The following is a 20,651-nucleotide window of genomic DNA, read 5'->3' on the forward strand; positions in this document are numbered from 1 at the left end:
TCTATGCTCGGTCGAACTTTCCTATATCTGGCAGATCGAATGACCGCTAAAGAATTGAAAGCGCAGCTGCGCAACGAACGCCTGTCCGCACGCGACGCCATCCCCGCCGAGGAACGCGCCTCCAAAAGTCTCGCAATGGCTGATCATGCCGGCGAGGCCGTCGGTTTTGCGCTGGGCACGATCATCTCCGGCTTCCTGCCGATCCGTTCGGAAGCTGACCTCAGGCCGCTGATGGCCCGCTTTGCCGTGCGCGGCGCGCGGCTTTGCGTGCCGGCGATCCTCGATCGGCAGACCATCGTCTTTCGCGAGCTGGCGGAGGGTGCGCCGCTTGTCGACACCGGTTTCGGCACGGTCGGCCCCAGCGCGGATACCGCTACTCTCGATCCCGAGATCATGCTGGTGCCGCTTTCGGCCTTCGATATCAGCGGCCACCGCATCGGCTACGGCGCCGGCCACTACGACCGCGCCATCAGCCGGCTAAGGCAAAAAGGCCTGCATCCGAAGCTGATCGGCATTGCATTCGACTGCCAGGAAGTGGCACATGTGCCCGCTGAGCCGCACGACATAAGCCTGGATGCCATCCTGACAGAAAGCGGCCTTCGCTTTTTTGCCTCTTGGATTGGATAGGGAATGCGGCTGCTTTTTCTGGGTGACATGGTCGGCAAGACGGGACGCACGGCAGTCTGGGACCGCCTTCCCGGCCTGATCTCCGACCTCAAGCTCGATTTCGTCGTCGTCAACGGCGAGAATGCCGCCGGCGGCTTCGGGATCACCGAGGACATTTTTCTAGAGACGATCAATGCCGGCGCCGATGTGGTGACGACGGGCAATCACGTCTGGGACCAGAAGGAAGCGGTCGCCTTCGCCGGGCGGCACGATCAATTCCTGCGGCCGGCCAACTATCCGCAAGGCACGCCCGGCCGCGGCTCCGGCCTGTTCTATGCCCGGAACGGCGCGCGTGTGCTCGTCGCCAATGTCATGGGCCGGGTCTTCATGCACCCCGAACTCGACGACCCCTTCAAATCGGCGGAAGTAATCCTCGCCGCCTGCCCGCTCAAGGAGCAGGCCGATGCGATCATCTTCGATTTCCATGCAGAGGCGACCAGCGAGAAGCAGTGCTTCGGCCATTTCGTCGACGGCCGTGCCAGTTTCGTCGTCGGCACCCACACGCATGTGCCGACGGCCGACGCACAGATCCTGAACGGCGGCACCGCCTATATGTCGGATGCCGGCATGTGCGGCGATTACGACTCTTCGCTCGGCATGGATAAGGAAGAGCCGCTGAACCGCTTCATCTCCAAGATGCCGAAGGGCCGCATGGAAGCGGCAAACGGCCCCGCGACGATCTGCGGCGTCGGCGTGGAGATTTCCGACAGCACGGGACTGGCCGAGAAGATCGCGCCGCTGAGGCTTGGACCACGATTGGCCGAGACGGTGCCGGAGTTCTGGCGGTAATTCGCCCCGCGCCCAACACGCGATTGTGAGCATCCCCAGTCTGGACCCCTGCGACCTCTTGCCGCATTCTCCGGCCGCCAATTCAAAGTGATCGAGCGTCCTTAGCGCGCCCTTCAGACGCGCGGCGCTCTCCGTGAAAGCGCCGGAGGGGTGGCATGAAGCCGCAATATCTTGTCCTCGCAATCGCATACCTTGCGGCCTTCGCCGCGCCAACTCCCGCCGCAGCGGAGGAACAGCAAACGCCCGTCAGCCAGTGCCAGGCGATCGCGCAGAATATCCCCAAGGCAACCTTCGCAAGCTTTTCCGGCACGGCACCGTTGACGCCCGCCGTCTCCGAGGATGAAGACGTCAAATTCACCTTCCTCGGCCACTCCACCTTTGAAATCGAGACGCCCGGCGGCATCATCATCGCCACAGACTATAACGGCTGGTACCGGCCGGCGACGACGCCCGATGTCGTGACCATGAACAAGGCGCACACGACCCACTTCACCTTGACGCCCGACCCCGGCATCAAACATGTGCTGCATGGGTGGAGCGACGTTCCCGGCGGAAAGGCCGACATCGATCTCGTCGTCGGCGATGCCTATATCCGCAATGTTCCGACGGATATCCGCTTCAGCTACGGGCTCGGTGGCTCGCAGGAGAACGGCAATTCCATCTTCATCTTCGAGATCGCCGGTCTCTGCATCGGCCATCTCGGCCACTTGCACTACGAACTGACGGACACCCATTATATCGAGATCGGCCGACTCGATATCGTGATGGTGCCGGTCGACGGCGGCCTGACCATGGGCGCCGACAGCATGAGCCGCGTCATCAAGCGGCTGCGCTCGTCGTTGATTCTGCCGATGCACCGCCGTGGCCCACCGGTCGACGCCTTCGTTTCGATGTTCGGTAAGGATTTCGACATCGCCTATGCGACCGATGACAGCATCACTGTCTCGATGCGTACGCTGCCGAAGAAACCGCTGATCTATGTGCTGCAGGGCGTCCGGTAAAAGGCTCTTCCCTCCGGGTCATTCGCATCAAGCGAACTGCAGATGGCGCTTGATGCCGACATCCGGCATCTTGTCGTCATCGAGATTGGCCTTGGCGATCTCCCAGCCGAATTTCAGCTTGTTGCCTGTGGAGACCCAGATCTCGGCATCGTCGACATGGAGGGAAAGCATGGTGAGCTTGGGGTCCTTCTTGCCGTTGTCATACCAGGCCGCAATGATCGAACTCCAATACTCCTCGATCTTGGAAGGGTCAGGGCGCACTTCGATCACACCGGCAAGGCAGGCGTGATAGTCGTGATCCTTGCCGATAACGCAGAAATGCGCGCGGCTGCCGGGCTTGATGGCGCGCACGATGTCGGCATCCGTCTTGGTATAGAACCAGATGGTGTTGGTGGTGGGATCGGCATGTGGCGCCATCGGCTGCATGTGCATGTCCACCCCGGAAATTCCGAGCATGCCGGCATGAACATCGTTGACCTGATCCCAGAGCTGACGTGCTGGATGCTCCTGGGCCTCGCTGAGACTTGCCATGACCGTTCCTTTCCGTTGGATGGAGTTCCGTTGAAACGTCATCCCATCGCCTTTGTTCCCCGCAGAAGCAGCGGGCGACGTCGTCTTTTCAGGGTGCGGGAATATGCGATAGTGCGCCTGACCGAGAAAGGATCGTCATGCGAACAAAACATTCGATTCTGACTTTGATTTTTTGCGCAGCCTTTGCGCCAACAGTCCTTGCAGCAGAAAAGACCTTCAAGCCCGACCAGAATGGCCAGGTCGTCTTCGTCACGCCCACAAGGAATATCGGCTGTGTCTATACGCCAAAGGGCGGCGTCGAAATGTATGTTCCCGAAGACGGCGGGCCGGAGCTCGCCTGCGAGCGAAAAGAGCCGCTCTACGTCCGCCTCATCATGTCGGCGAGCGGCAAGGCCACTATCTTCAAGATGGTCGGCGATACCGCCTGCTGCAGCGAGGAACATATTCTCGACTATGGCGATACCTGGAAGGGTGGCCCCTATTCCTGCACCTCCGGCACGGAGGGGCTGCGTTGCCGACGCCGGGACGGACATGGTTTCTTCGCCAGCCGTAGGCGGCTGACGGTTGACTGAGGCGGGCGGCGGGTCCGCGCATCGTGCGGCAAATCCACCGCTTTTTCCTTGAACGGGTGCCGTTTCGCTCTTATAAGGCGGCCCATTCCGAACAATGAGACGTGAACAGGGGTGCCATGGCTGGCCATTCACAGTTTAAAAACATCATGCATCGCAAAGGCCGTCAGGATGCCGTGCGGTCGAAAATGTTCTCGAAGCTTGCGCGCGAAATCACCGTTGCCGCCAAGGCCGGCCTGCCCGACCCGACAATGAACGCCCGTCTTCGCCTGGCGATCCAGAACGCCAAGGCCCAGTCCATGCCGAAGGACAATATCGACCGCGCCATCAAGAAGGCAGCCGGCGCCGACGGCGAAAACTACGATGAAGTCCGCTATGAGGGTTATGGTCCCGGCGGCACCGCGATCATCGTCGAGGCGCTCACCGACAACCGCAACCGCACCGCCTCCAACGTCCGCTCGATCTTCACCAAGGCCGGCGGCGCACTTGGCGAAACCGGTTCCGTTTCCTTCTCCTTCGACCATGTCGGTGAGATCACCTACAAGCTTTCCGTCGGCGATGCCGACAAGGTGATGGAAGCCGCGATCGAAGCCGGCGCCGACGATGTCGAGACCGACGAGGACGGCCACTACATCACCTGTGGCTTCGAAGCCCTCGGCGAAGTGTCGAAAGCGCTGGAAGCAAGCCTCGGCGAAGCCGAAACCGTCAAGGCCGTCTGGCGCGCCCAGAACAACGTGCCGGTGGACGAGGAAAAGGCCCAGTCGCTGATGAAGCTCATCGACAGCCTCGAAGATGATGACGACGTCCAGAACGTCTATTCCAACTTCGAAGTCTCGGAAGAGGTTCTGGCGAAGCTCTCCGCCTGATTTCTTCAGACCGTCGCCAATCGAAAACCCGGCCGCGACGCCGGGTTTTTTGTTTGTGCAAGATGAATCTTCTGCAGGGCGCCAGTTGGCAAACCCTACGCAGCTGCCCGCATGAAATTTCCCAGCCCCGCGAACAGTTCCACCGACCTCAGCCGTGCCTCGATGTCGTGGATCGGCATCGAGACGATCACCTCGTCGGCCTGCGTTTCCCGCAGAAACGCCGCCAATTTCGCCTCCGCCGTCTGCGGAGACCCCACCACGGCGTAACGCAGCGTGTGTTCGACGTTCATCTTCTCCATCGGCGACCAGAAATTTTCCATATCGGCCACCGGGCGGGGGAACGGACCGCGGACATTGCGGCGCAGGTTGACGAACTGCTGCTCAGCGGAGGAAAAATGGTAGCGCGCTTCCTCGTCCGTTGCCGCCGCCGCACCCATGACGCCGACCATGACATAGGGCTTGTCGAGCGTCGCCGAGGGCTGGAAGCGGTCTCGGTAGATCGCGATCGCATCGAGCAGCATGTCGGGCGCGAAATGTGAGGCGAAGGCATAGGGAAGCCCGAGCATGGCGGCGAGCTGGGCGCTGTACAGGCTGGAACCAAGCAGCCAGATCGGGATATGCGAGCCATTGCCGGGCACCGCGAGGATCGCCTGGTTCTCGACCGGCGTACCGAGGAGTTGCTGCAGTTCCACCACGTCGTTCGGGAAGCTGTTGCCGCCGGCCTCGAGATTGCGCCGCAGCGCCTGCGCCGTGCGAATATCCGTTCCCGGCGCGCGCCCGAGGCCGAGATCGATACGGCCGGGGAAGAGTGCCTCCAGCGTGCCGAACTGTTCGGCGATGACGAGCGGCGAATGATTGGGCAGCATAATGCCGCCGGAGCCGATGCGGATACGTGTTGTCGCGGCCCCGATATGGCCGATAACGACTGATGTGGCGGCGCTGGCGATCCCCGGCATGCCGTGATGCTCGGCAAGCCAGAAGCGCTTGTAGCCGAAGTCCTCGGCCTTCCGTGCCATCCGTGCCGAGCTCTCGAGAGACTGGCGGATACTGCTGCCTTCGGCAACGGGGGAGAGGTCGAGTATGGAGAAGGGAACCATGGGAAACCTGCCGGCAGTTTGAAGGATGCCGTCTATGTAGGTTGCCGCCCCCGCCATTCCAAACCATGCACGCAACAAAAAGGGCCGCACAAGCGCGACCCTTGCCAACGGTCAAAGCCACGGCTTAGCGATGACGGCGCAGCATATGCACCTCGGCGCTTGGCTGGTGGAGGCCATGCGGCAGCGTGAAATTGCCGAGCTGGCGGTCCATTTCCAGGGCTTCCGTCGCCAGCCGATGGATCGCTTCCGTCGTCTCCTCGACCATCGAAGCGTTCTGCTGCGTCATCGCATCGAGTTCGGCGACGGCGCTGTTGATCTCACGTAGCGTATTCGCCTCCTCGCGGGTCGCACCCATGATCTCGGTGATCTGTCCGTTGATCGCCTCGACATGGGCGCCGATGCCGGTCAGCGCAACGCCGGCCTTTTCCACAAGCGCCACACCGCTTTCGACCTCATGCGTCGATTTCTGCAGCAGGCCGGAAATCTCCTTTGCCGCACTCGACGAGCGCTGGGCAAGTTCGCGCACTTCCATGGCGACGACGGCAAAGCCCTTGCCCGATTCACCGGCGCGTGCTGCCTCGACGCCGGCATTGAGCGCCAGCAGGTTGGTCTGGAAAGCGATGTCGTCGATAACCGAGATGATCGTGTTGATCTGGCGCGAAGAGGTCTGGATCGCCTCCATCGCAGCGATCGTTTCGCGCATGATCTGGCCGGAGCCGGTCGTCTCCTTCTTGGCGTCGCGGGCAATGCGCTCGGCCTGTTCGGCCCGCTCGATCTGCCGGCGGACGGACTGGGTGATGGCGCTGATCGCATTCGCCGTCTCAGTGATCGAGCTGGCCTGGCGCTCGGTGCGACCGGCAAGTTCGTCGGCGCCGGTGCGCATCTCCTCGGAGCCGGCGCGCACCGCCATCGAGTTGCCGCCGATTGCCGTCATGGTTTCGCTCAGCGTCGCGAGCGCCTCGTTGAAATTGATGCGCAGACTTTCGAGCTCGTTGGGGAAGCGGGTATCGATCTGATAGGCGAGATCACCGCTCGCCAGATGATGCAGGCCCTCATCGATCGCCTCGACCACCTGCTGCAACGTCTTCGCCTCGGCCTCGCGCTCGGCCAGATTCTGCTGGCGGTCGTGCTCGGCCTGCAAGCGCGTCTCTTCGCTGGCGGCTTCGAATTCGCGGCTTTCGATCAGCGACTGGCGGAAGCGCGCGAGCGCATTCGCCATCGTGCCGATCTCGTCCTTGCGGCTCAGGCTGCCGATCTCGCTGTCGAGTTTGCCGTCGGCGACATCGCGGGTGACACCGGCAAGCCGTGCAAGCGGCGAAAACAGGAAATTGGTGACGAGGCCGGTCGCGACCGCCATGACGACGAGCACGCCGATGCCGATCATCGTCAGCAGCGTGGCAATCTCGACCGAGCCGGCATTGAGTTCGCTCAAAAGCACGCTCTCGACCACGAGGAAGCGGTCGCCGCGATAGTCGATGCCGCGAACATAGGCGCGGGCAGGCCCGTCCACCCGGTTGAAATCGGCCACGGTCATCGCCGAACTCGCCAGCGCGCTCTTGATGAAGGTGAAGGAGGTCGTATCGAGCGTCGCAAGCTTGCCGCTCTGGTCAAGACCGACGGCCGAGCCATCGCCGGAGATGATCGCCGCCCGCGCCGTGCTGCTCTGGACGATGCCTTTGCCAAGGATACCGGTGACGATGTCGTCGCGCACCTTGAAGAGGATGATACCCTTGGCCGCGCCGAGCTTGATGATCGGCACGGCGTAGAAGATCGCCGGCTTGCCGCTGCCAGCATCGACGCGAAGACCGGAAAAACCTGTCGGGGCGGCATCATCGGTCGCCTTGGCGGTATTCTCGATCGCCTTGGCAAAAGCGATGCCGGCGCCGGTCGCCTTCCAGGCGTCCGACTTCAGGTTTTCGGCGAAGTCGTCCTCCTTCTTATAGGAATAGAGGACCGTGCCGTCGAGATCGGCGATCAGCAGGTCGCTGAAGGCGGTATCCTCGAGGTCGCGGGCGACTTCGCCCTGTGTCTTCTCGTGGTTCGAATAATAGAAGCCGCTCGGCCCTTCCGGCTTCATCAGCTTCTCGCGCTGGTCGGCCGGGTTGGGATTGCCCGATATGAAAACCTTCTTCAGTTCGGCGCGGGCATCACCCGAGGTCTTCTCGATGGTCTTCCAGCCGCTTTTCAGGCTGGTGATCGACATTTGCAGCGCTTCGATGCGCGCGATGGAATTCGCCTGGTTTTCGAGCTGCGTTAGCTGGTCCTGCAGCATGTCGCCGCGAAAGATCAGCACGCTTTCCTTGGCCTTCAGCGCCTGTTCGTCGGAGATCCGGCTGCTGGCGAAATAGGCAAGCACGTCGATCACCGCGATCGACAGCACGGTCAGCAGAATGAATGTGGCAATGACCTTGAAGGACAGGGATTGAAATCTCTGTGCCATGTACGACGAACCCCTCTGAACGCGTCTGCCAGCCTCGGCACACAACGCATGCCTGACACTGACCTGTAAACAGAACATCGGGGGCTTCATCTTTGCGAAAAGTAGCCCCTCTCGTATTGACGACTAGAATTCAGGCATCTGTTTTAATTAGCGGTAAATGGCGCGGCCTAAATCCATGAGTGTTTTTGTTTTGTTCACATATCGGTGGCAGTTATTTCGCAATCGCTATAGGTTGAACCATGCAAAACACGATTCGCATCGTCGGCATCGATCCCGGACTTCGCCGCACCGGCTGGGGAATCATCGAGACGTCAGGCAACTCCCTCCGATTTGTGGCCTCCGGAACCGTGACCTCTGATGGAGACATGGATCTTGCCTCCCGCCTCTGCCAGCTGCATGACGGCCTGGCGGAGGTCGTCCACAGCTATAAGCCGGATGAAGCCGCCGTCGAACAGACTTTCGTCAACAAGGATGCGGTGGCGACGCTGAAGCTCGGCCAGGCCCGCGGCATCGCCATGCTGGTGCCGGCGCGCGCCGGCTTGCCGGTCTCCGAATATGCCCCGAACGCGGTGAAGAAGGCGGTTATCGGCGTCGGCCACGGCGAAAAACACCAGATCCACATGATGTTGAAGATCCTGATGCCGAAAGTCGAATTCAAGGGTGACGACGCCGCCGACGCCCTGGCGATCGCCATCTGCCATGCGCATAATCGCGGCAGCAACCGGATGCGCCAAGCGCTGGCCGGTTAATCTGTTCTTGACTTGTTCTCATTCCATGATAAGTAATACCTCGGAGGTATTACCATGCGCGTAACGGAAAAAGGCCAGGTGACGATTCCCAAGGACATCCGGGACCGCTTGAAGATCGGGCCGGGATCCGAGGTGGATTTCGTTGCCGATGAAAAGGGTGCCCGCCTGGTTGTTCTATCCAGCAGGATAGAGCCGTCGCAGGACGATTTTGAATCCTGGCTCGGCAGTATGAGCGGGACCCTCGACACCAGCGGCATGACGACTGATGAATTCATGGAATGGTTGAGAGGACCACGTGATGACCTCGGTCCTCGTTGATACGAACATTTTCATCGATGTCTTCGGACCGGATAATCCTTTCAGGGAATGGTCCGCGCGGGCGTTGAGCGCATTGCGTCCGGATTCGCAATTCATCATGACACCCGTCGTTTGGGCGGAGCTGGCATGCATGACCCCGCGCGAGGAAACCCTTGCATTTGTGCTGTCGCGGTTAAACCTGATCCGCGAGGCCCTGCCGTTTTCCGCCGCTTACCGGGCCGGCATGGCACATGCGCAGTACCGGAGGAGCGGCGGCCTGCGCGAGCGCACCCTGCCGGATTTTTTCATCGGTGCGCACGCCCTCGTTCGATCGCACCGCCTTCTGACGCGCGATGGCGCGCGCTACCGCTCTTATTTCCCGGAATTGGACATCATTTCTCCCGAAACGCACTCTTGAAAGACCGCGCCTCATGATCGGCAAGCTGAAAGGCACCATAGACGAGATCGGCGAAGACTATGTGCTCGTCGATGTGCACGGCGTCTGCTACGTCGCCCATTGCTCGACCCGCACCCTGTCCAAGCTCGGCTCGGCCGGCGAGGCCTGCGTGCTGTTCATCGAGACCTATGTGCGTGAGGATCAATTGAAGCTCTTCGGCTTCATGACCGCCTTGGAGCGAGAATGGTTCAACCTGCTCCAGAGCGTCCAGGGCGTCGGCGCCAAAGTGGCGCTCGCCGTGCTCTCGACGCTGACACCGGGCGAACTCGCCAATGCAATCGCCCTGCAGGACCGCGCCGCCGTCTCCCGCGCGCCGGGCGTCGGCCCGAAAGTGGCAATGCGCCTCGTCACGGAACTGAAGAACCGGGCGCCGGCCTTTGCCGGGGAAGCGCTCAATATCGCCCTGAAGCAGGAACTCGGCGAAGGTGTCGCGGCAGCACCTGTTGCCGATGCGGTTTCCGCGCTCACCAACCTCGGCTATTCCCGCGATCAGGCGGCGAATGCGGTTGCCGCGGCGATGAAGGCCGCTGGCGACGACGCCGACAGTGCTAAGCTGATCAGGTTGGGATTGAAGGAACTAGCGCGATAGAGTAGGATAAATTGTCAATTTTCCACCAAATGGCAAATCTTCCGACTAACGCGCCAGCATAGGATTACTGATCGATGTGGGGAGAATTTACGCTTTCGCCCAAGGGCCAGATAACGCTCCCAAAAGAGCTACGGGAGGCTCTCGGCCTTCAGGCTGGCGATCAGCTTGTTTTTTCCATCATCGATGGAGAGGTCGTGATCACACCAAAATCGATCAACTTCAACGATCTCGCGGGCCTTCTCGGATCGCCTCCAAATGGCCGCGCTTCCCTGGAAGAGATCGACGCAACGGTCACCGATGCTGCGGGCAGTGATGTGGTCGACGAGGCCACGCGGTCGAAATCGGATATGGCGGCATGATTGCCTATGGCGTGGACACGAACGTCCTGCTGAGGCTTATCGTCGACGACGATCCGGAGCAAAGGGCTGCCGCGCTGAAGTTCGGTGAAGGTATCGGCAGGGACTATCGTGGATTTCTCTCGCTTCTGAACCTCTTGGAGCTGGATTGGGCGTTGCGCGCACGGTTCGGCTTCAAGAAAAAGGATGTTGTCGCGGCAATCGGCAAATTGACACGCGTCAGAGGATTGGACATCGAGAACCAGACCCTGGTGATCAAGGCCTTGAGGGCCGTGGAAACGCGAAACGCCGATTTTGCCGATGCCCTGATAGGTTACCGCGCCGCGGATGAGGGATGCCAGGCGACCAAGACATTTGACCGGCACGCATTCAAGACCGTGCCAGGTATGGAGCTTCTGACATGAGCGAACCCGCCCGCCTGATATCGCCGGAAAAGCGGGGCGAAGATCTCGATCTCACCTTGCGCCCGCAATCGCTGGACGAGTTCACCGGCCAGGCGGAGGCGCGCGCCAATCTCAAGGTCTTTATCGAGGCGGCGAAAAACCGCGGCGAGGCGCTGGACCATGTGCTGTTCGTCGGCCCACCCGGCCTCGGCAAGACGACGCTGGCGCAGATCATGGCGAAAGAGCTCGGTGTCAACTTCCGCTCGACATCAGGCCCTGTCATTGCCAAGGCCGGCGATCTTGCCGCCCTGCTCACCAATCTCGAGGAGCGCGACGTGCTCTTCATCGACGAGATCCATCGCCTCAATCCCGCCGTCGAGGAAATCCTCTATCCGGCTATGGAAGATTTCCAGCTCGACCTGATCATCGGCGAAGGCCCCGCGGCGCGCTCGGTGAAGATCGACCTGTCGAAGTTCACGCTGGTGGCGGCAACCACCCGTCTCGGCCTGTTGACGACGCCGTTGCGCGACCGCTTCGGCATCCCGGTACGCCTGAGCTTCTATACCGTCGAGGAGCTGGAGCTGATCGTGCGCCGCGGCGCACGACTGATGAACCTGCCGATGACCGAAGAGGGTGCCCGCGAGATCGCAAGACGCGCCCGCGGCACCCCGCGCATCGCCGGCCGGCTGCTGCGGCGCGTGCGCGACTTCGCCGAGGTGGCAAGGGCCGAAGCCGTCACCCGCGAGATCGCCGACGAGGCGCTGACCCGCCTGCTCGTCGACAATGTCGGCTTCGACCAGCTCGACAAACGTTACCTCAACATGATCGCCGTCAATTTCGGCGGCGGCCCGGTCGGCATCGAAACCATTGCCGCCGGCCTTTCCGAGCCGCGCGACGCGATCGAAGACATCATCGAGCCCTACATGATCCAGCAGGGTTTCATTCAGCGCACGCCACGCGGCCGTGTTCTGACCGCAATCGCGTGGAAACATCTGGGAATGCAACCGCCCAAGGAGATGGAGGCTGCGCAGTTCCGGCTGTTCCAGGAGGACAACTGAGTGATCACCCGCCGCGGATTTTTCAAGGTTCTTGGCGGCGGTATCACCGGTGTTATGGCGCTCGGCGGTTACGCCTTCGCCTATGAGCCGCTGGCGCGTCTCGCCATCACTCGCTACCGGCTGACGCCGCCGGGATGGACACCGGGGCTGAAGCTGCGCGTTGTCGCGCTTGCTGATATCCATGCCTGCGAACCGTGGATGTCGGCAAACCGCATTGCCGCGATCTGCCACCGGGCCAATGAACTCGAAGGCGATATCACCGTCCTGCTCGGCGATTATGCCGCCGGCATGAACATGGTGACGCAATATGTACATTCGAGCCAATGGTCGAAAGCGCTCGCCACCCTGCAAGCCCCGCTCGGCGTCCATGCGATCATGGGTAACCATGACTGGTGGGAGGACAGGACTGCGCAGAAGAACGGCGGGATGGAAACATTCGGACACCGGGCTCTCGCCGACGTCGGAATCCCGGTCTACGGCAACCGCGCCGTTCGGCTTGAAAAGGACGGCCACGGCTTCTGGCTCGCAGGTCTCGAAGATCAGCTGGCGCTGCTGCCAGGCAGGAAGTGGGGCCGCACGCAGATGCTTGGCCTCGACGATCTCGATGGAACCATGGCTGAGGTGACCGACGATGCGCCTGTCATTCTGCTCGCCCATGAGCCCGATATCTTTCCGCGCGTGCCCGAGCGCGTGTCGCTGACGCTGTCGGGCCACACGCATGGCGGACAGATCCGTTTCCTCGGCCGTTCGCCGATCGTCCCCTCGCGGTACGGCAACCGCTACGCCTATGGCCATATTGTCGAGGAGGGGCGTAATATCATCGTGTCCGGCGGGCTCGGTTGCTCCATTGCACCGGTGCGCTTCGGCGTACCGCCGGAAATCGTCGTGATCGATCTTGGATAGGAATGACATGGCCAAGCGCACTCTCATCCGCCTGACTGCCGGCGCTGAGCGTTTCAACTATCGCATTGCCGGCCTCGGTTTTCGGAATGGCTACGTGCTCGTTCATCGTGCCGTGCACGAGCCCTTCTGGACCTTTCCGGGTGGCAGGGCCGAGATCGGCGAGACGTCGGAGGAGACGCTGAAACGAGAGATGGTGGAGGAACTGGGGGTCGAGGTCACCGTCTCCCGCCTGCTCTGGGTCGTCGAGAATTTTTTCCACTACGAACAGCGCGACTGGCATGAACTCGGCCTCTATTATCTGATGGACATCCCCCCGGAATTCCCCTTCGAGCCACACGAAATCATCCATCGCGTCGAAGACGGCGACAACCATCTCGAATTCAAATGGGTGCCGGCAACGCGCCAGGCCCTGACCACACTCGACATCCCGCCCTATTTCATCGCCGATGAAATCGAGGCCCTTCCCGTTGCGCCACGTCATCTCGTCTGGCGGGACGGCAACCTCGATGGCAAGAACTGACCCACCAGAAACGCTGGAAGAGGAGATGCGCCGTTGCCGACCTTCGACCCCGTCAGGCCATTCCGCAAGCTTGCCTATAACAACGCCCTTGCCAACCACCGTCTGCTTCAAGCCTGCACGGCATTGAAACCCGGCGAATTCGAAGCGTCGCGCGTGAGCTTCTTCCCCTCGATCAAGGAAACCTTGAACCACATCGTCACCGTCGATTGGTTCTATGTCGACGGCCTGGAAGGCGGCACGCTCGGCTTCCAGGCTTTCGAGGTCGACGAACCGTTCGATGACGTTTTATCCCTTGCGCAAGCGCAGGCGAAGGTCGATCAGCGCCTGGTGGCGCTTTGCGAGACCCTGACGTCGGAGAGGCTCGCCTCGGCCGTTAGCCTCCATCGCGGCGCCCGCATCCAGGAGGAGCGGATGGAAGACGTGCTCGCTCACCTCTTTCAGCATCAGACCCATCATCGCGGCCAGGTGCATGCGATGCTCTCCGGCACCAGCGTCACCCCGCCACAACTCGATGAATTCATCGTCGCCGACGATGCGCGGTTTCGCGGCGGGGAACTCGCCGACCTCGGCTGGAGCGAAGAGAGGCTGATGCGCTGATTTCATGATAAAGCGTCCTTATCGCGTCGCATCGGACGCGCGGCGCTTAGTCCTGCAGCCGCCTCTTCAGCCCGTCGATGATGGTCTTGGTAAGAAGGTCGTAATTCTCGTCGAAATGGTGGTCGCCGGGCAATTCGATGACCTCGGCGCCGCTCTCCTTTACCGCCGGACAGGCAACGTCGTCATCGTCGTCCTTGCCGTAGATGCATTGCACGAGCTTCGCATCGATGTTCTTCAGATCGCTGACGGGATCGCCTCCGGCCCCATCCGTTTTCTGGCCGAGCCAACCGAGAACGGAGATGACGTAGTCGACTTCGTGCGAGAGCGACAGCAGCGACAATTGCGCCACCGCCGACTTTTCGGCTGGCTTGAGGAGCTGATAGGTGGCCGGCACGACATCGGCGCCGAAGGAATATCCGACGAGCAGCACATGCTTCACCTTCCACTGCTTTCGGTAGAAATCGATGATCTTCGAAAGATCGGCGGCGGTCTCCTCCGGCTTGCGCTCCGACCAGAAATAGTGAAGCGAATCGACGCCGACGACCGGAATGCCTTCCTTCTGCAGCGTGGCACCGACCTCCTTGTCGATGTCGCGCCAGCCGCCGTCGCCGGAATAGATCACCGCCATCGTATCGAGGGCGGGAGTCGCCTCGAGGATCGCCAGCGGCAGGCCGAGCGGATTGCCGAAGGCGCCCGAGGCGGTGACGAGATCGTCGAGCGTATCGCCAAACACCGTCTGCGCATCGTCGGTGGAATCGCGGATCTCGACCGCAGCATGGGTCTTCTTCAGCGTTTCCGCATGCGCCCGGCTATCCTTGTCGGCATTGGGCGTGAAGACGGTGACGATCGGATCCGGCAGAGCGCCGTCGCTGAGGCCATAAATCGTGCGTTGGCCGACGACCTGCTTGGAAGCCGGCGTGCAAAGCGCCTGGGCGAGCGGAATGCCGGCCTTCGGATCGACGGCAAGCGTCTGGCCGATCGTCGCATCCGGCGTCTGCGCGGCGATCGCCAGCGCTAGGGCCCCGCCCTCGCCGATGCCGGCGACGATCGGCAGATGATAGGCACTGTTGCCGGTCGCGCGCTGCACCTGCTGGCTCAGCGATTCGATGTCCGAGACCATGTAGACGCAGCCGTCGTTGAGGCTGACATCGTACCGGTTGAGCGCCTGGATGTAGGAAGGAAAGTCGACGCCGATGACGACGGCGCCTTCGGCAACCAGCCTGTCGGCTTCGGCCTTCTCATAGTCGCCCCAACCGGCAGCATCCGAGATCAGCATCACCGTGCCTTTCACCTCCCCTTCCGGCAGGAAGATGTGCGGCGACGGGATGAGCCCGGCTTCGAAGCTCTGTGTGGTCTCTTCGGCGGCATCAGCCGGTGCGGCCGCGAGCATGCAGGCGCATGCCGTGGCAAGAAGGATTGTCCTGATCATTTTCTCACTACCCCTTTCAATCCGCCCCCGATCAGCAATGTCGCGTCCATCAACGCGATCATCGGATTGCCCCCTCCGGATACCGCAAGATAGCGCGGTTGCCAGTGCGGATGAAACTTGGATTTGAATGCCCGAAGGCCTTTGAAGTTGTAGAAGCGCTCGCCGTGTTCGAAGACGGTGCTGCCGATGCGGTCCCAGACGGGCGCCGCCTCACGTTTCGACATGCCGGAGAGGGGCGCCATGCCGAGATTGAAGTGGGTGAAACCCTGACCGCGCAGATATTCCATGATCTGCACGAAGAGAAAGTCCATCGAGCCCTTCGGCGCGTCCGGCGAGAAGCGCATGAGATCGATCGTGCCCTCCTCCCTGGATTCGGTGACGAGGATATTGGCGAAGGCGACGATCCTGCCGTCCTTTTTCAGGATGCCGACCGGCTGCGAGGAGACGTAATCGGCATCGAAGGCGCCGAGAGAAAAGCCTTTTTCCTTGGCGTTGTGATGCTCGAGCCAGGCCGTGGAAACGGCGGAGAGATCATCGATGACCGAGCGCACGTTCTCAGGTTCGACGACGGCGAATTCCAGCCCGTCGCGCTGGGCGCGGCTAGCCGTCTGGCGAAGGTTCGCCCATTTGCCGCCCTTCATTTCGAATGTCCTGAGATCGGCCACCGCCAGCTCGCCGAGTTTGAAGGCGCGAAGGCCGGCATCGGCGCAATGGGAAAGCAGCGCCGGCGAGATCTGATAGAAGACGGCCCGGCAGCCGGCGGCGCGCGCCGCTTCGACGAAACGCCAGACGAGTTCCTGCACGGCGCGATGCTCGCCGACCGGGTCGAACAGCGCAATCCAGGAGCGGCCCTGCCGGCCGTACATGATGAAGGCGTCACCTTTTTCCGAGAACATGATGCTCTTGTCGCCCATGCGCACCAGATTGGCGTCGGCATTGCCCTGCTTCATGACGATATCGACGGCACGCGACAGCGCCTCGTTCGTCGCCGGTTCCGGCCGAAAGGTCGCCGGCCGAAGCAGGCTGAAGATGGCGATCGCCGACGAGATGATGGTGATGCCGAGCACGGCGCGTAAGCCCCGCGGCGCCTCGGCGGTGAATTCGAACTGCCACCAGAGCTGGTTGCTGTATTCGACATCGCGATAGACGAAGAGCAGGATGACGACGGCGCCGACGACGATGACGGCGATCGCCATCAGCCAGGACGCCGTCAGCGCCTGGTTAAGCAGCGAGGCATGGCGGGTAAAGAGCCTACGGCTGACGAAGAGCCCGAAAATGAGGAAGGCGAGAAAAGCGGCTTCGACGAGCGCAATCGCCTTCAGGAGTGACAAGGTCAGTGCGGCAACAGCCGAGAACACGGCCACCCACCAGGCACCGTCGAGTCGCTGGCCAAGGCCGCGCGCGGCGACGACGAGCGCGAGTCCCAGCAGACTGGAGAGGAAATGCGCCCCTTCGACCAGCGGCAGCGGCAGATAGTTGGAGAGGAATTCGAGGTTCTGGTCCGGCGTCGGCGTGACGCTCGAAAATACCAGCATGACGCCGAGCAGCAGCGCGAGGGCCGACAGCAGCTGCGGCATCAGCCGTCCGCCGATGCGCCGCACGCTGGAGGCGGCCGGATGGTCGACGAAACGACGCAGCTCGGCGGCCGAGACCGCGAGCACGGCGATCAGCAGCGGCAGCACATGGTAGACCAGCCGGTAGAGCACCAGCGATCCGAGCACGGCATCGATGTTCACCGCGCTGCCGAGCGACGCGATGATCACGGTCTCGAACACGCCGAGCCCGGCCGGAACGTGGCTGAGCACGCCGAGACCGACGGCGATCGCATAGACGGCGAGGAAGACCGGCCAGCCGATTGCCGTCTGCGGCAGCAGCACGTAGAGCACGGACGCCGAAGCGGCGATATCGAAGGCGGTGACGAGGAACTGCCGCGACCAGGTACGCGAATCCGGCAGACGAACTGCCACAGGGCCGAGATTAAGCACGTGCCCGTCACGGCCGATGATCATCACAGCACCGAGAATGGCGACGATCGACCCGGCGATCAACCGCAGAAGGAAGGCGCTGACACCGATGAGCGGGCCGATCTCGTCGGCGATGATGATGAGGGCGATCGCCGCAACGCCTGCCAGCCCGAGGCCGAAGGAAAGCGTCACGAAGGCGATGATGCGACCGATATCCTCCGGCGAAAGCCCGAGGCGGGTATAGGCGCGGTAGCGGATCGCGCCCCCGGAGAGCGCCCCGAAGCCGGCGGTATTGCCGACCGCATAGGCGCTGAACGCCGTCAGCGCCACATGCGGAAAGGGCAGCCTCTTGCCGATATATTCGATAGCGTTGAGATCGTAGAAGATCAGCGAAAGGAAACTCAGTGCCGTGAAGAAGAGCGCAAGCAGGATCGCGCTCGGCTTGGTCGCCGCCAGCGCATCGACGACGTCGTCATAGCGCACCTCGTTGGTGAGCTGCATGATCGCATAACCGACGAGACAGAAGACCACGAGTGTCGCGGCTGCCACCAACGGCGTCCTGTAACGCCTGAAAAGCCCGCGAAAAGAAAAATCGTCCGTTTCTTCCATCTCTTCCAACTTGCCGTAACCCGACATCTCGTACCTGCCGCAATTGGCAGCATGGCGGGAATCATTTTCGAAAGACGTAACATGAGAGGCGCATAAGCTCTATGAAACCATGCCGCCGCTACTCCAAGCCCCGCCGCCTGCGCCTCAATCATCCCCAATTGGGGCGAATTTGCGCAGGTCGACATAACGCTCCATTGCATTTTCGTAAGCTTGGGCCGAGCTTTGCCCGGCAACGGGATTCGAGGCAAGGGAGAATGGTTTGATATGCAGGACGGTCCAGCCTTCATGATGCTTGTCCTCGGCCGTCTGTTGCTGGGCGGCCTCTATGTCGCTGGCGGCATTCATCATTTTTTCGTTATCGTGCCGCTGACCGACGCGATCGAAGCCCGCGGCATCCCTTTTGCGAAATGGGTGCTGCTCTTCGGCAGCATTTTCCAGATTGTCGCCGGCACTCTGTTGATACTGGGTCTCTTCGTCACGGCAGCGGCATTCGGTCTCATCGTCTTCACCCTTACCGCCATGATCATGCTGCTGAATTTCTGGGATATGCAGGGAACGGCCCGCGAAAGCGCGATCAATAGCTGGAAAACCAATATGGCGATCATCGGCGGCCTGCTGATTGCAGCCGCCGGGGTGATTTGAGGGTTTAGGCCGCCGGCTCGCTGCCGGCCCGTGCATGCGCGGCATAGCGCGCGACGGCAGCATCGACCTCTGCATCGCGATCGCCCGCCACCTGCACCGTCGGCACGGCGAATTCGATGCCGTTTTCATTGAAGGCATTGCGGATCATCGCCAGCGCATTGCGGCGAATGACGAATTGCTCACCGGGCTTCGTCATCATCGACAGCCGGATTTCGATCGCGAATTCGCCGAACTGCTCGACACCCTTCATCTTCAGTGTCTCGATGATATGCGGGCCGAATTCCGGATTCTCGAGCAGCGTCTGGCCGATCTGCTTGATCACCTTCTTCGCCTTGACCAGATCGGTGTCGTATTTGACGTTGAGGCTGATCTTGTCGATCGTCCAGTCGCGATTGAGGTTCTTCACCGCACCGAGTTCGCCGAACGGCACCGTCGTCAGCGGTCCACGATGATGCCGGAGCTTCACCGAGCGCAGGCTGAAGGCCTCGACCACACCCTTGTGGCTGCCGCTTTCGATATATTCGCCGATGCGGAAGGCATCGTCCCAGAGATAGAACATGCCGCTGATCACGTCCTTGACGATCGTTTGTGCGCCGAAACCGACCGCGACGCCGACGACGCCGGCGCCGGCGATCAGCGGCCCGATCTCGATGCCGAGACCCGAGAGCACCATCAGCACGGCGATGACGGCGATCACGACGGCAAGGATATTGCGGATGATCGGCAGCAGCGTATGTATCCGCGCGCGTTTGGCCTTCTCCTCGTCGGTTGCTCCGCCGTCCATGGACGAATCGAGCAGCTTGCCGTTGATATAGGCCTTGATGACGTGCCAAAGCAGGTCGGCGGCAAGCAGGATGACGATGCCGCCGATAAGACCGCGCGCGATCTTGTCGGCCATCGTATCGCCGGCGGCCATCGTATCGGCACCGACGCCGAGCATATGCCCGAGCCAGATGGCTGCAAGGGCAATGATCAGCGCCCGCACGCCGCGGTCGAGCAACACTGCCGCGATACGGCGCGTGGCAAGGAAGCTTGCTTCGGTCTGCTGCAGCGATTTCACCGCAAGCGTCGAGACGGCAAGCACGCGCGGCAGCAAAAGCAGGTAGATGCCGAGCCAAAGCAGCCAGTTGAAGCCCGCCACCCAGATGCTCCACAGCAGCAGGAAATAGACGGTGAACGACCAGGAGACCCCGTGACCGCGCTTCTCGTCCTTGTGAGGTCGCGACCAGACCGCCTCGATCGCAATCAACAGCAGGCCGATACCGAGGAAATAGCCGATCAAGAGCCGGACGCTCGGAGAGTAGCCGAGCGGCTCCATCGATTGGATCAGCGCCCAGCCGAAAATGAAATAGATGACGAACATCGCGCAGCGGCGATACCAGAAGAGCGCGACGGCGCGCCCCGGCATGATCGGAGCGGCAACGCCTTGCCGCTCTTCCTCGGCCCGCGCCAGCCCGATGAGATCGATCAGCACGCCGCCAAGGCAGATCGTAAAACGCTGGACGATGAGCGCAACGACGCAGACGATCGCGATGCTCTGGCTGAGCGGCGGCCAGCTGAGGCTGAGAAGCGTGAGCACCGTTGCCGCAGCGAAGATCAGTGCCGGAATGACACGCGACGCCAGATGCATACCCGCCATCTCAACCAACCGGCGACGGCGGCGGCGGAAGGCATAACGGGCAATGCTTTCGACGATCCCGCCGAGCAGGAAGATCGCCAGGAACTGCGCCACCATGCGCGGCCAGCCGCTGGCGGTGATTTCACCGAGGAACAGCGAGGACGCATTGCCGATCTGCGAGGGCAATGCCATCGCCGCATCGGAGACCATCGAAACATGCCGGCGGGCATGCTGCAGCAGACCCGACAGGATCGACATCTGGTTTTCAGACGCTGCATTGGCCGCAGGCGCCGCAGCCATCTGCGTCGACATCCATTGTTTGACCTCAGGCGTCTGCATGAGCTGCATCATCTCACGCACCTGGGCCGGCGGGGCCGCAGCGGCCGGCACTTGCGCCGGCGGCGTTTGGGAAAAGCCAGGCGAAACCGCCGAGCAAAGCGCAAGCAATGCCAGCATGCCTGATATGGCGGCCTTCAAGCCCCCTGCCATGCCACGCTCCATGACCGCCTCCAATGAAATGT

Annotated in this window: 22 protein-coding genes; 16 read left to right on the forward strand and 6 right to left on the reverse strand. The window is 61.7% G+C overall.

The window, feature by feature from the left end; all coding sequences use genetic code 11:
* Window positions 1-39: 39 nt before the first annotated feature.
* The 3 genes from QMO82_RS19030 to QMO82_RS19040 all read left to right on the forward strand — a co-directional run bounded on the left by QMO82_RS19030 (window position 40) and on the right by QMO82_RS19040 (window position 2,456).
* Window positions 40-627, forward strand: coding sequence for a 5-formyltetrahydrofolate cyclo-ligase (locus QMO82_RS19030; protein WP_183609610.1), 588 nt, complete (start codon window positions 40-42; stop codon window positions 625-627).
* Between the two features lie 3 nt (window positions 628-630).
* Window positions 631-1,455, forward strand: a complete 825-nt coding sequence (locus QMO82_RS19035) for a TIGR00282 family metallophosphoesterase (protein ID WP_183609609.1) — start codon at window positions 631-633, stop codon at window positions 1,453-1,455.
* Window positions 1,456-1,610: 155 nt separating this feature from the next.
* Entirely contained in the window at window positions 1,611-2,456 is an 846-nt protein-coding gene (locus QMO82_RS19040; RefSeq protein ID WP_183609608.1) for an MBL fold metallo-hydrolase, read from the forward strand.
* Between the two features lie 27 nt (window positions 2,457-2,483).
* On the opposite strand, the gene QMO82_RS19045 is transcribed toward QMO82_RS19040, so the two are convergent.
* Window positions 2,484-2,987: a pyridoxamine 5'-phosphate oxidase family protein gene (locus QMO82_RS19045; RefSeq protein ID WP_183609607.1), complete on the reverse strand. Its 504-nt coding sequence runs from the start codon at window positions 2,985-2,987 to the stop codon at window positions 2,484-2,486.
* A 137-nt stretch (window positions 2,988-3,124) separates the two neighbouring features.
* On the opposite strand from QMO82_RS19045, the gene QMO82_RS19050 reads away from it, so the two are divergent.
* Both QMO82_RS19050 and QMO82_RS19055 read left to right on the forward strand, forming a co-directional pair.
* Window positions 3,125-3,559, forward strand: a complete 435-nt coding sequence (locus QMO82_RS19050) for a DUF6636 domain-containing protein (protein ID WP_183609606.1) — start codon at window positions 3,125-3,127, stop codon at window positions 3,557-3,559.
* A gap of 116 nt (window positions 3,560-3,675) precedes the next feature.
* The gene (locus QMO82_RS19055; protein ID WP_097615004.1) at window positions 3,676-4,422 is read left to right on the forward strand and encodes a YebC/PmpR family DNA-binding transcriptional regulator; all 747 of its coding nucleotides are present in this window, start codon (window positions 3,676-3,678) and stop codon (window positions 4,420-4,422) included.
* Window positions 4,423-4,517: 95 nt separating this feature from the next.
* On the opposite strand, the gene QMO82_RS19060 is transcribed toward QMO82_RS19055, so the two are convergent.
* Both QMO82_RS19060 and QMO82_RS19065 read right to left on the reverse strand, forming a co-directional pair.
* Entirely contained in the window at window positions 4,518-5,519 is a 1,002-nt protein-coding gene (locus QMO82_RS19060; protein WP_183609605.1) for an LLM class flavin-dependent oxidoreductase, read from the reverse strand.
* A 124-nt stretch (window positions 5,520-5,643) separates the two neighbouring features.
* Window positions 5,644-7,959: a methyl-accepting chemotaxis protein gene (locus QMO82_RS19065; protein ID WP_183609604.1), complete on the reverse strand. Its 2,316-nt coding sequence runs from the start codon at window positions 7,957-7,959 to the stop codon at window positions 5,644-5,646.
* Between the two features lie 239 nt (window positions 7,960-8,198).
* On the opposite strand from QMO82_RS19065, the gene ruvC reads away from it, so the two are divergent.
* The 10 genes from ruvC (at window position 8,199) to QMO82_RS19115 (ending at window position 13,868) form a co-directional block, all read left to right on the forward strand.
* Window positions 8,199-8,708 carry a crossover junction endodeoxyribonuclease RuvC gene (ruvC, locus tag QMO82_RS19070; RefSeq protein ID WP_183609603.1) on the forward strand — a complete coding sequence of 170 codons (510 nt, stop codon included), beginning with the start codon at window positions 8,199-8,201 and terminating at the stop codon, window positions 8,706-8,708.
* A 54-nt stretch (window positions 8,709-8,762) separates the two neighbouring features.
* Window positions 8,763-9,026, forward strand: coding sequence for an AbrB/MazE/SpoVT family DNA-binding domain-containing protein (locus tag QMO82_RS19075; RefSeq protein WP_183609602.1), 264 nt, complete (start codon window positions 8,763-8,765; stop codon window positions 9,024-9,026).
* A complete protein-coding gene (locus QMO82_RS19080) occupies window positions 9,007-9,423 on the forward strand; it encodes a type II toxin-antitoxin system VapC family toxin (RefSeq protein ID WP_183609601.1) in 417 nt (138 codons plus the stop codon). The genes QMO82_RS19075 and QMO82_RS19080 overlap by 20 nt, the downstream gene beginning before the upstream one ends.
* Before the next feature lie 13 nt (window positions 9,424-9,436).
* Complete coding sequence (gene ruvA, locus QMO82_RS19085; protein ID WP_183609600.1) at window positions 9,437-10,051, forward strand: Holliday junction branch migration protein RuvA; 615 nt, start codon at window positions 9,437-9,439, stop codon at window positions 10,049-10,051.
* Window positions 10,052-10,125: 74 nt separating this feature from the next.
* Entirely contained in the window at window positions 10,126-10,410 is a 285-nt protein-coding gene (locus QMO82_RS19090; RefSeq protein WP_183609599.1) for an AbrB/MazE/SpoVT family DNA-binding domain-containing protein, read from the forward strand.
* Window positions 10,407-10,811 carry a PIN domain-containing protein gene (locus QMO82_RS19095; RefSeq protein ID WP_183609598.1) on the forward strand — a complete coding sequence of 135 codons (405 nt, stop codon included), beginning with the start codon at window positions 10,407-10,409 and terminating at the stop codon, window positions 10,809-10,811. Before QMO82_RS19090 ends, QMO82_RS19095 begins: the two co-directional genes overlap by 4 nt.
* Window positions 10,808-11,848 carry a Holliday junction branch migration DNA helicase RuvB gene (gene ruvB / locus QMO82_RS19100; RefSeq protein WP_003582138.1) on the forward strand — a complete coding sequence of 347 codons (1,041 nt, stop codon included), beginning with the start codon at window positions 10,808-10,810 and terminating at the stop codon, window positions 11,846-11,848. Before QMO82_RS19095 ends, ruvB begins: the two co-directional genes overlap by 4 nt.
* Window positions 11,849-12,751 (forward strand): metallophosphoesterase, encoded by a 903-nt coding sequence (locus QMO82_RS19105; protein ID WP_183609597.1) that lies wholly within the window; start codon window positions 11,849-11,851, stop codon window positions 12,749-12,751. It begins immediately after the preceding gene.
* A gap of 7 nt (window positions 12,752-12,758) precedes the next feature.
* On the forward strand, window positions 12,759-13,271 hold the full coding sequence (locus tag QMO82_RS19110; protein WP_183609596.1) for an NUDIX hydrolase: 513 nt from the start codon (window positions 12,759-12,761) through the stop codon (window positions 13,269-13,271).
* Between the two features lie 33 nt (window positions 13,272-13,304).
* On the forward strand, window positions 13,305-13,868 hold the full coding sequence (locus QMO82_RS19115; RefSeq protein WP_183609595.1) for a DinB family protein: 564 nt from the start codon (window positions 13,305-13,307) through the stop codon (window positions 13,866-13,868).
* A 46-nt stretch (window positions 13,869-13,914) separates the two neighbouring features.
* Here QMO82_RS19115 and QMO82_RS19120 read toward each other — a convergent pair whose 3' ends face one another.
* Entirely contained in the window at window positions 13,915-15,297 is a 1,383-nt protein-coding gene (locus QMO82_RS19120; protein WP_183609594.1) for a virulence factor family protein, read from the reverse strand.
* Window positions 15,294-17,897 carry a bifunctional lysylphosphatidylglycerol flippase/synthetase MprF gene (gene mprF / locus QMO82_RS19125; RefSeq protein WP_183609593.1) on the reverse strand — a complete coding sequence of 868 codons (2,604 nt, stop codon included), beginning with the start codon at window positions 17,895-17,897 and terminating at the stop codon, window positions 15,294-15,296. Before mprF ends, QMO82_RS19120 begins: the two co-directional genes overlap by 4 nt.
* Window positions 17,898-18,134: 237 nt before the next feature.
* Here mprF and QMO82_RS19130 point away from each other — a divergent pair, with 237 nt between their 5' ends.
* On the forward strand, window positions 18,135-18,512 hold the full coding sequence (locus QMO82_RS19130) for a DoxX family protein (protein ID WP_183609592.1): 378 nt from the start codon (window positions 18,135-18,137) through the stop codon (window positions 18,510-18,512).
* Between the two features lie 4 nt (window positions 18,513-18,516).
* Here the strand turns inward: QMO82_RS19130 and QMO82_RS19135 are convergent, their stop codons facing one another.
* Complete coding sequence (locus QMO82_RS19135) at window positions 18,517-20,631, reverse strand: mechanosensitive ion channel family protein (RefSeq protein WP_183609591.1); 2,115 nt, start codon at window positions 20,629-20,631, stop codon at window positions 18,517-18,519.
* Window positions 20,632-20,651: the final 20 nt, after the last annotated feature.

Source organism: Rhizobium sp. BT04 (assembly GCF_030053135.1).
In the GTDB taxonomy this organism is placed as follows: domain Bacteria; phylum Pseudomonadota; class Alphaproteobacteria; order Rhizobiales; family Rhizobiaceae; genus Rhizobium; species Rhizobium binxianense.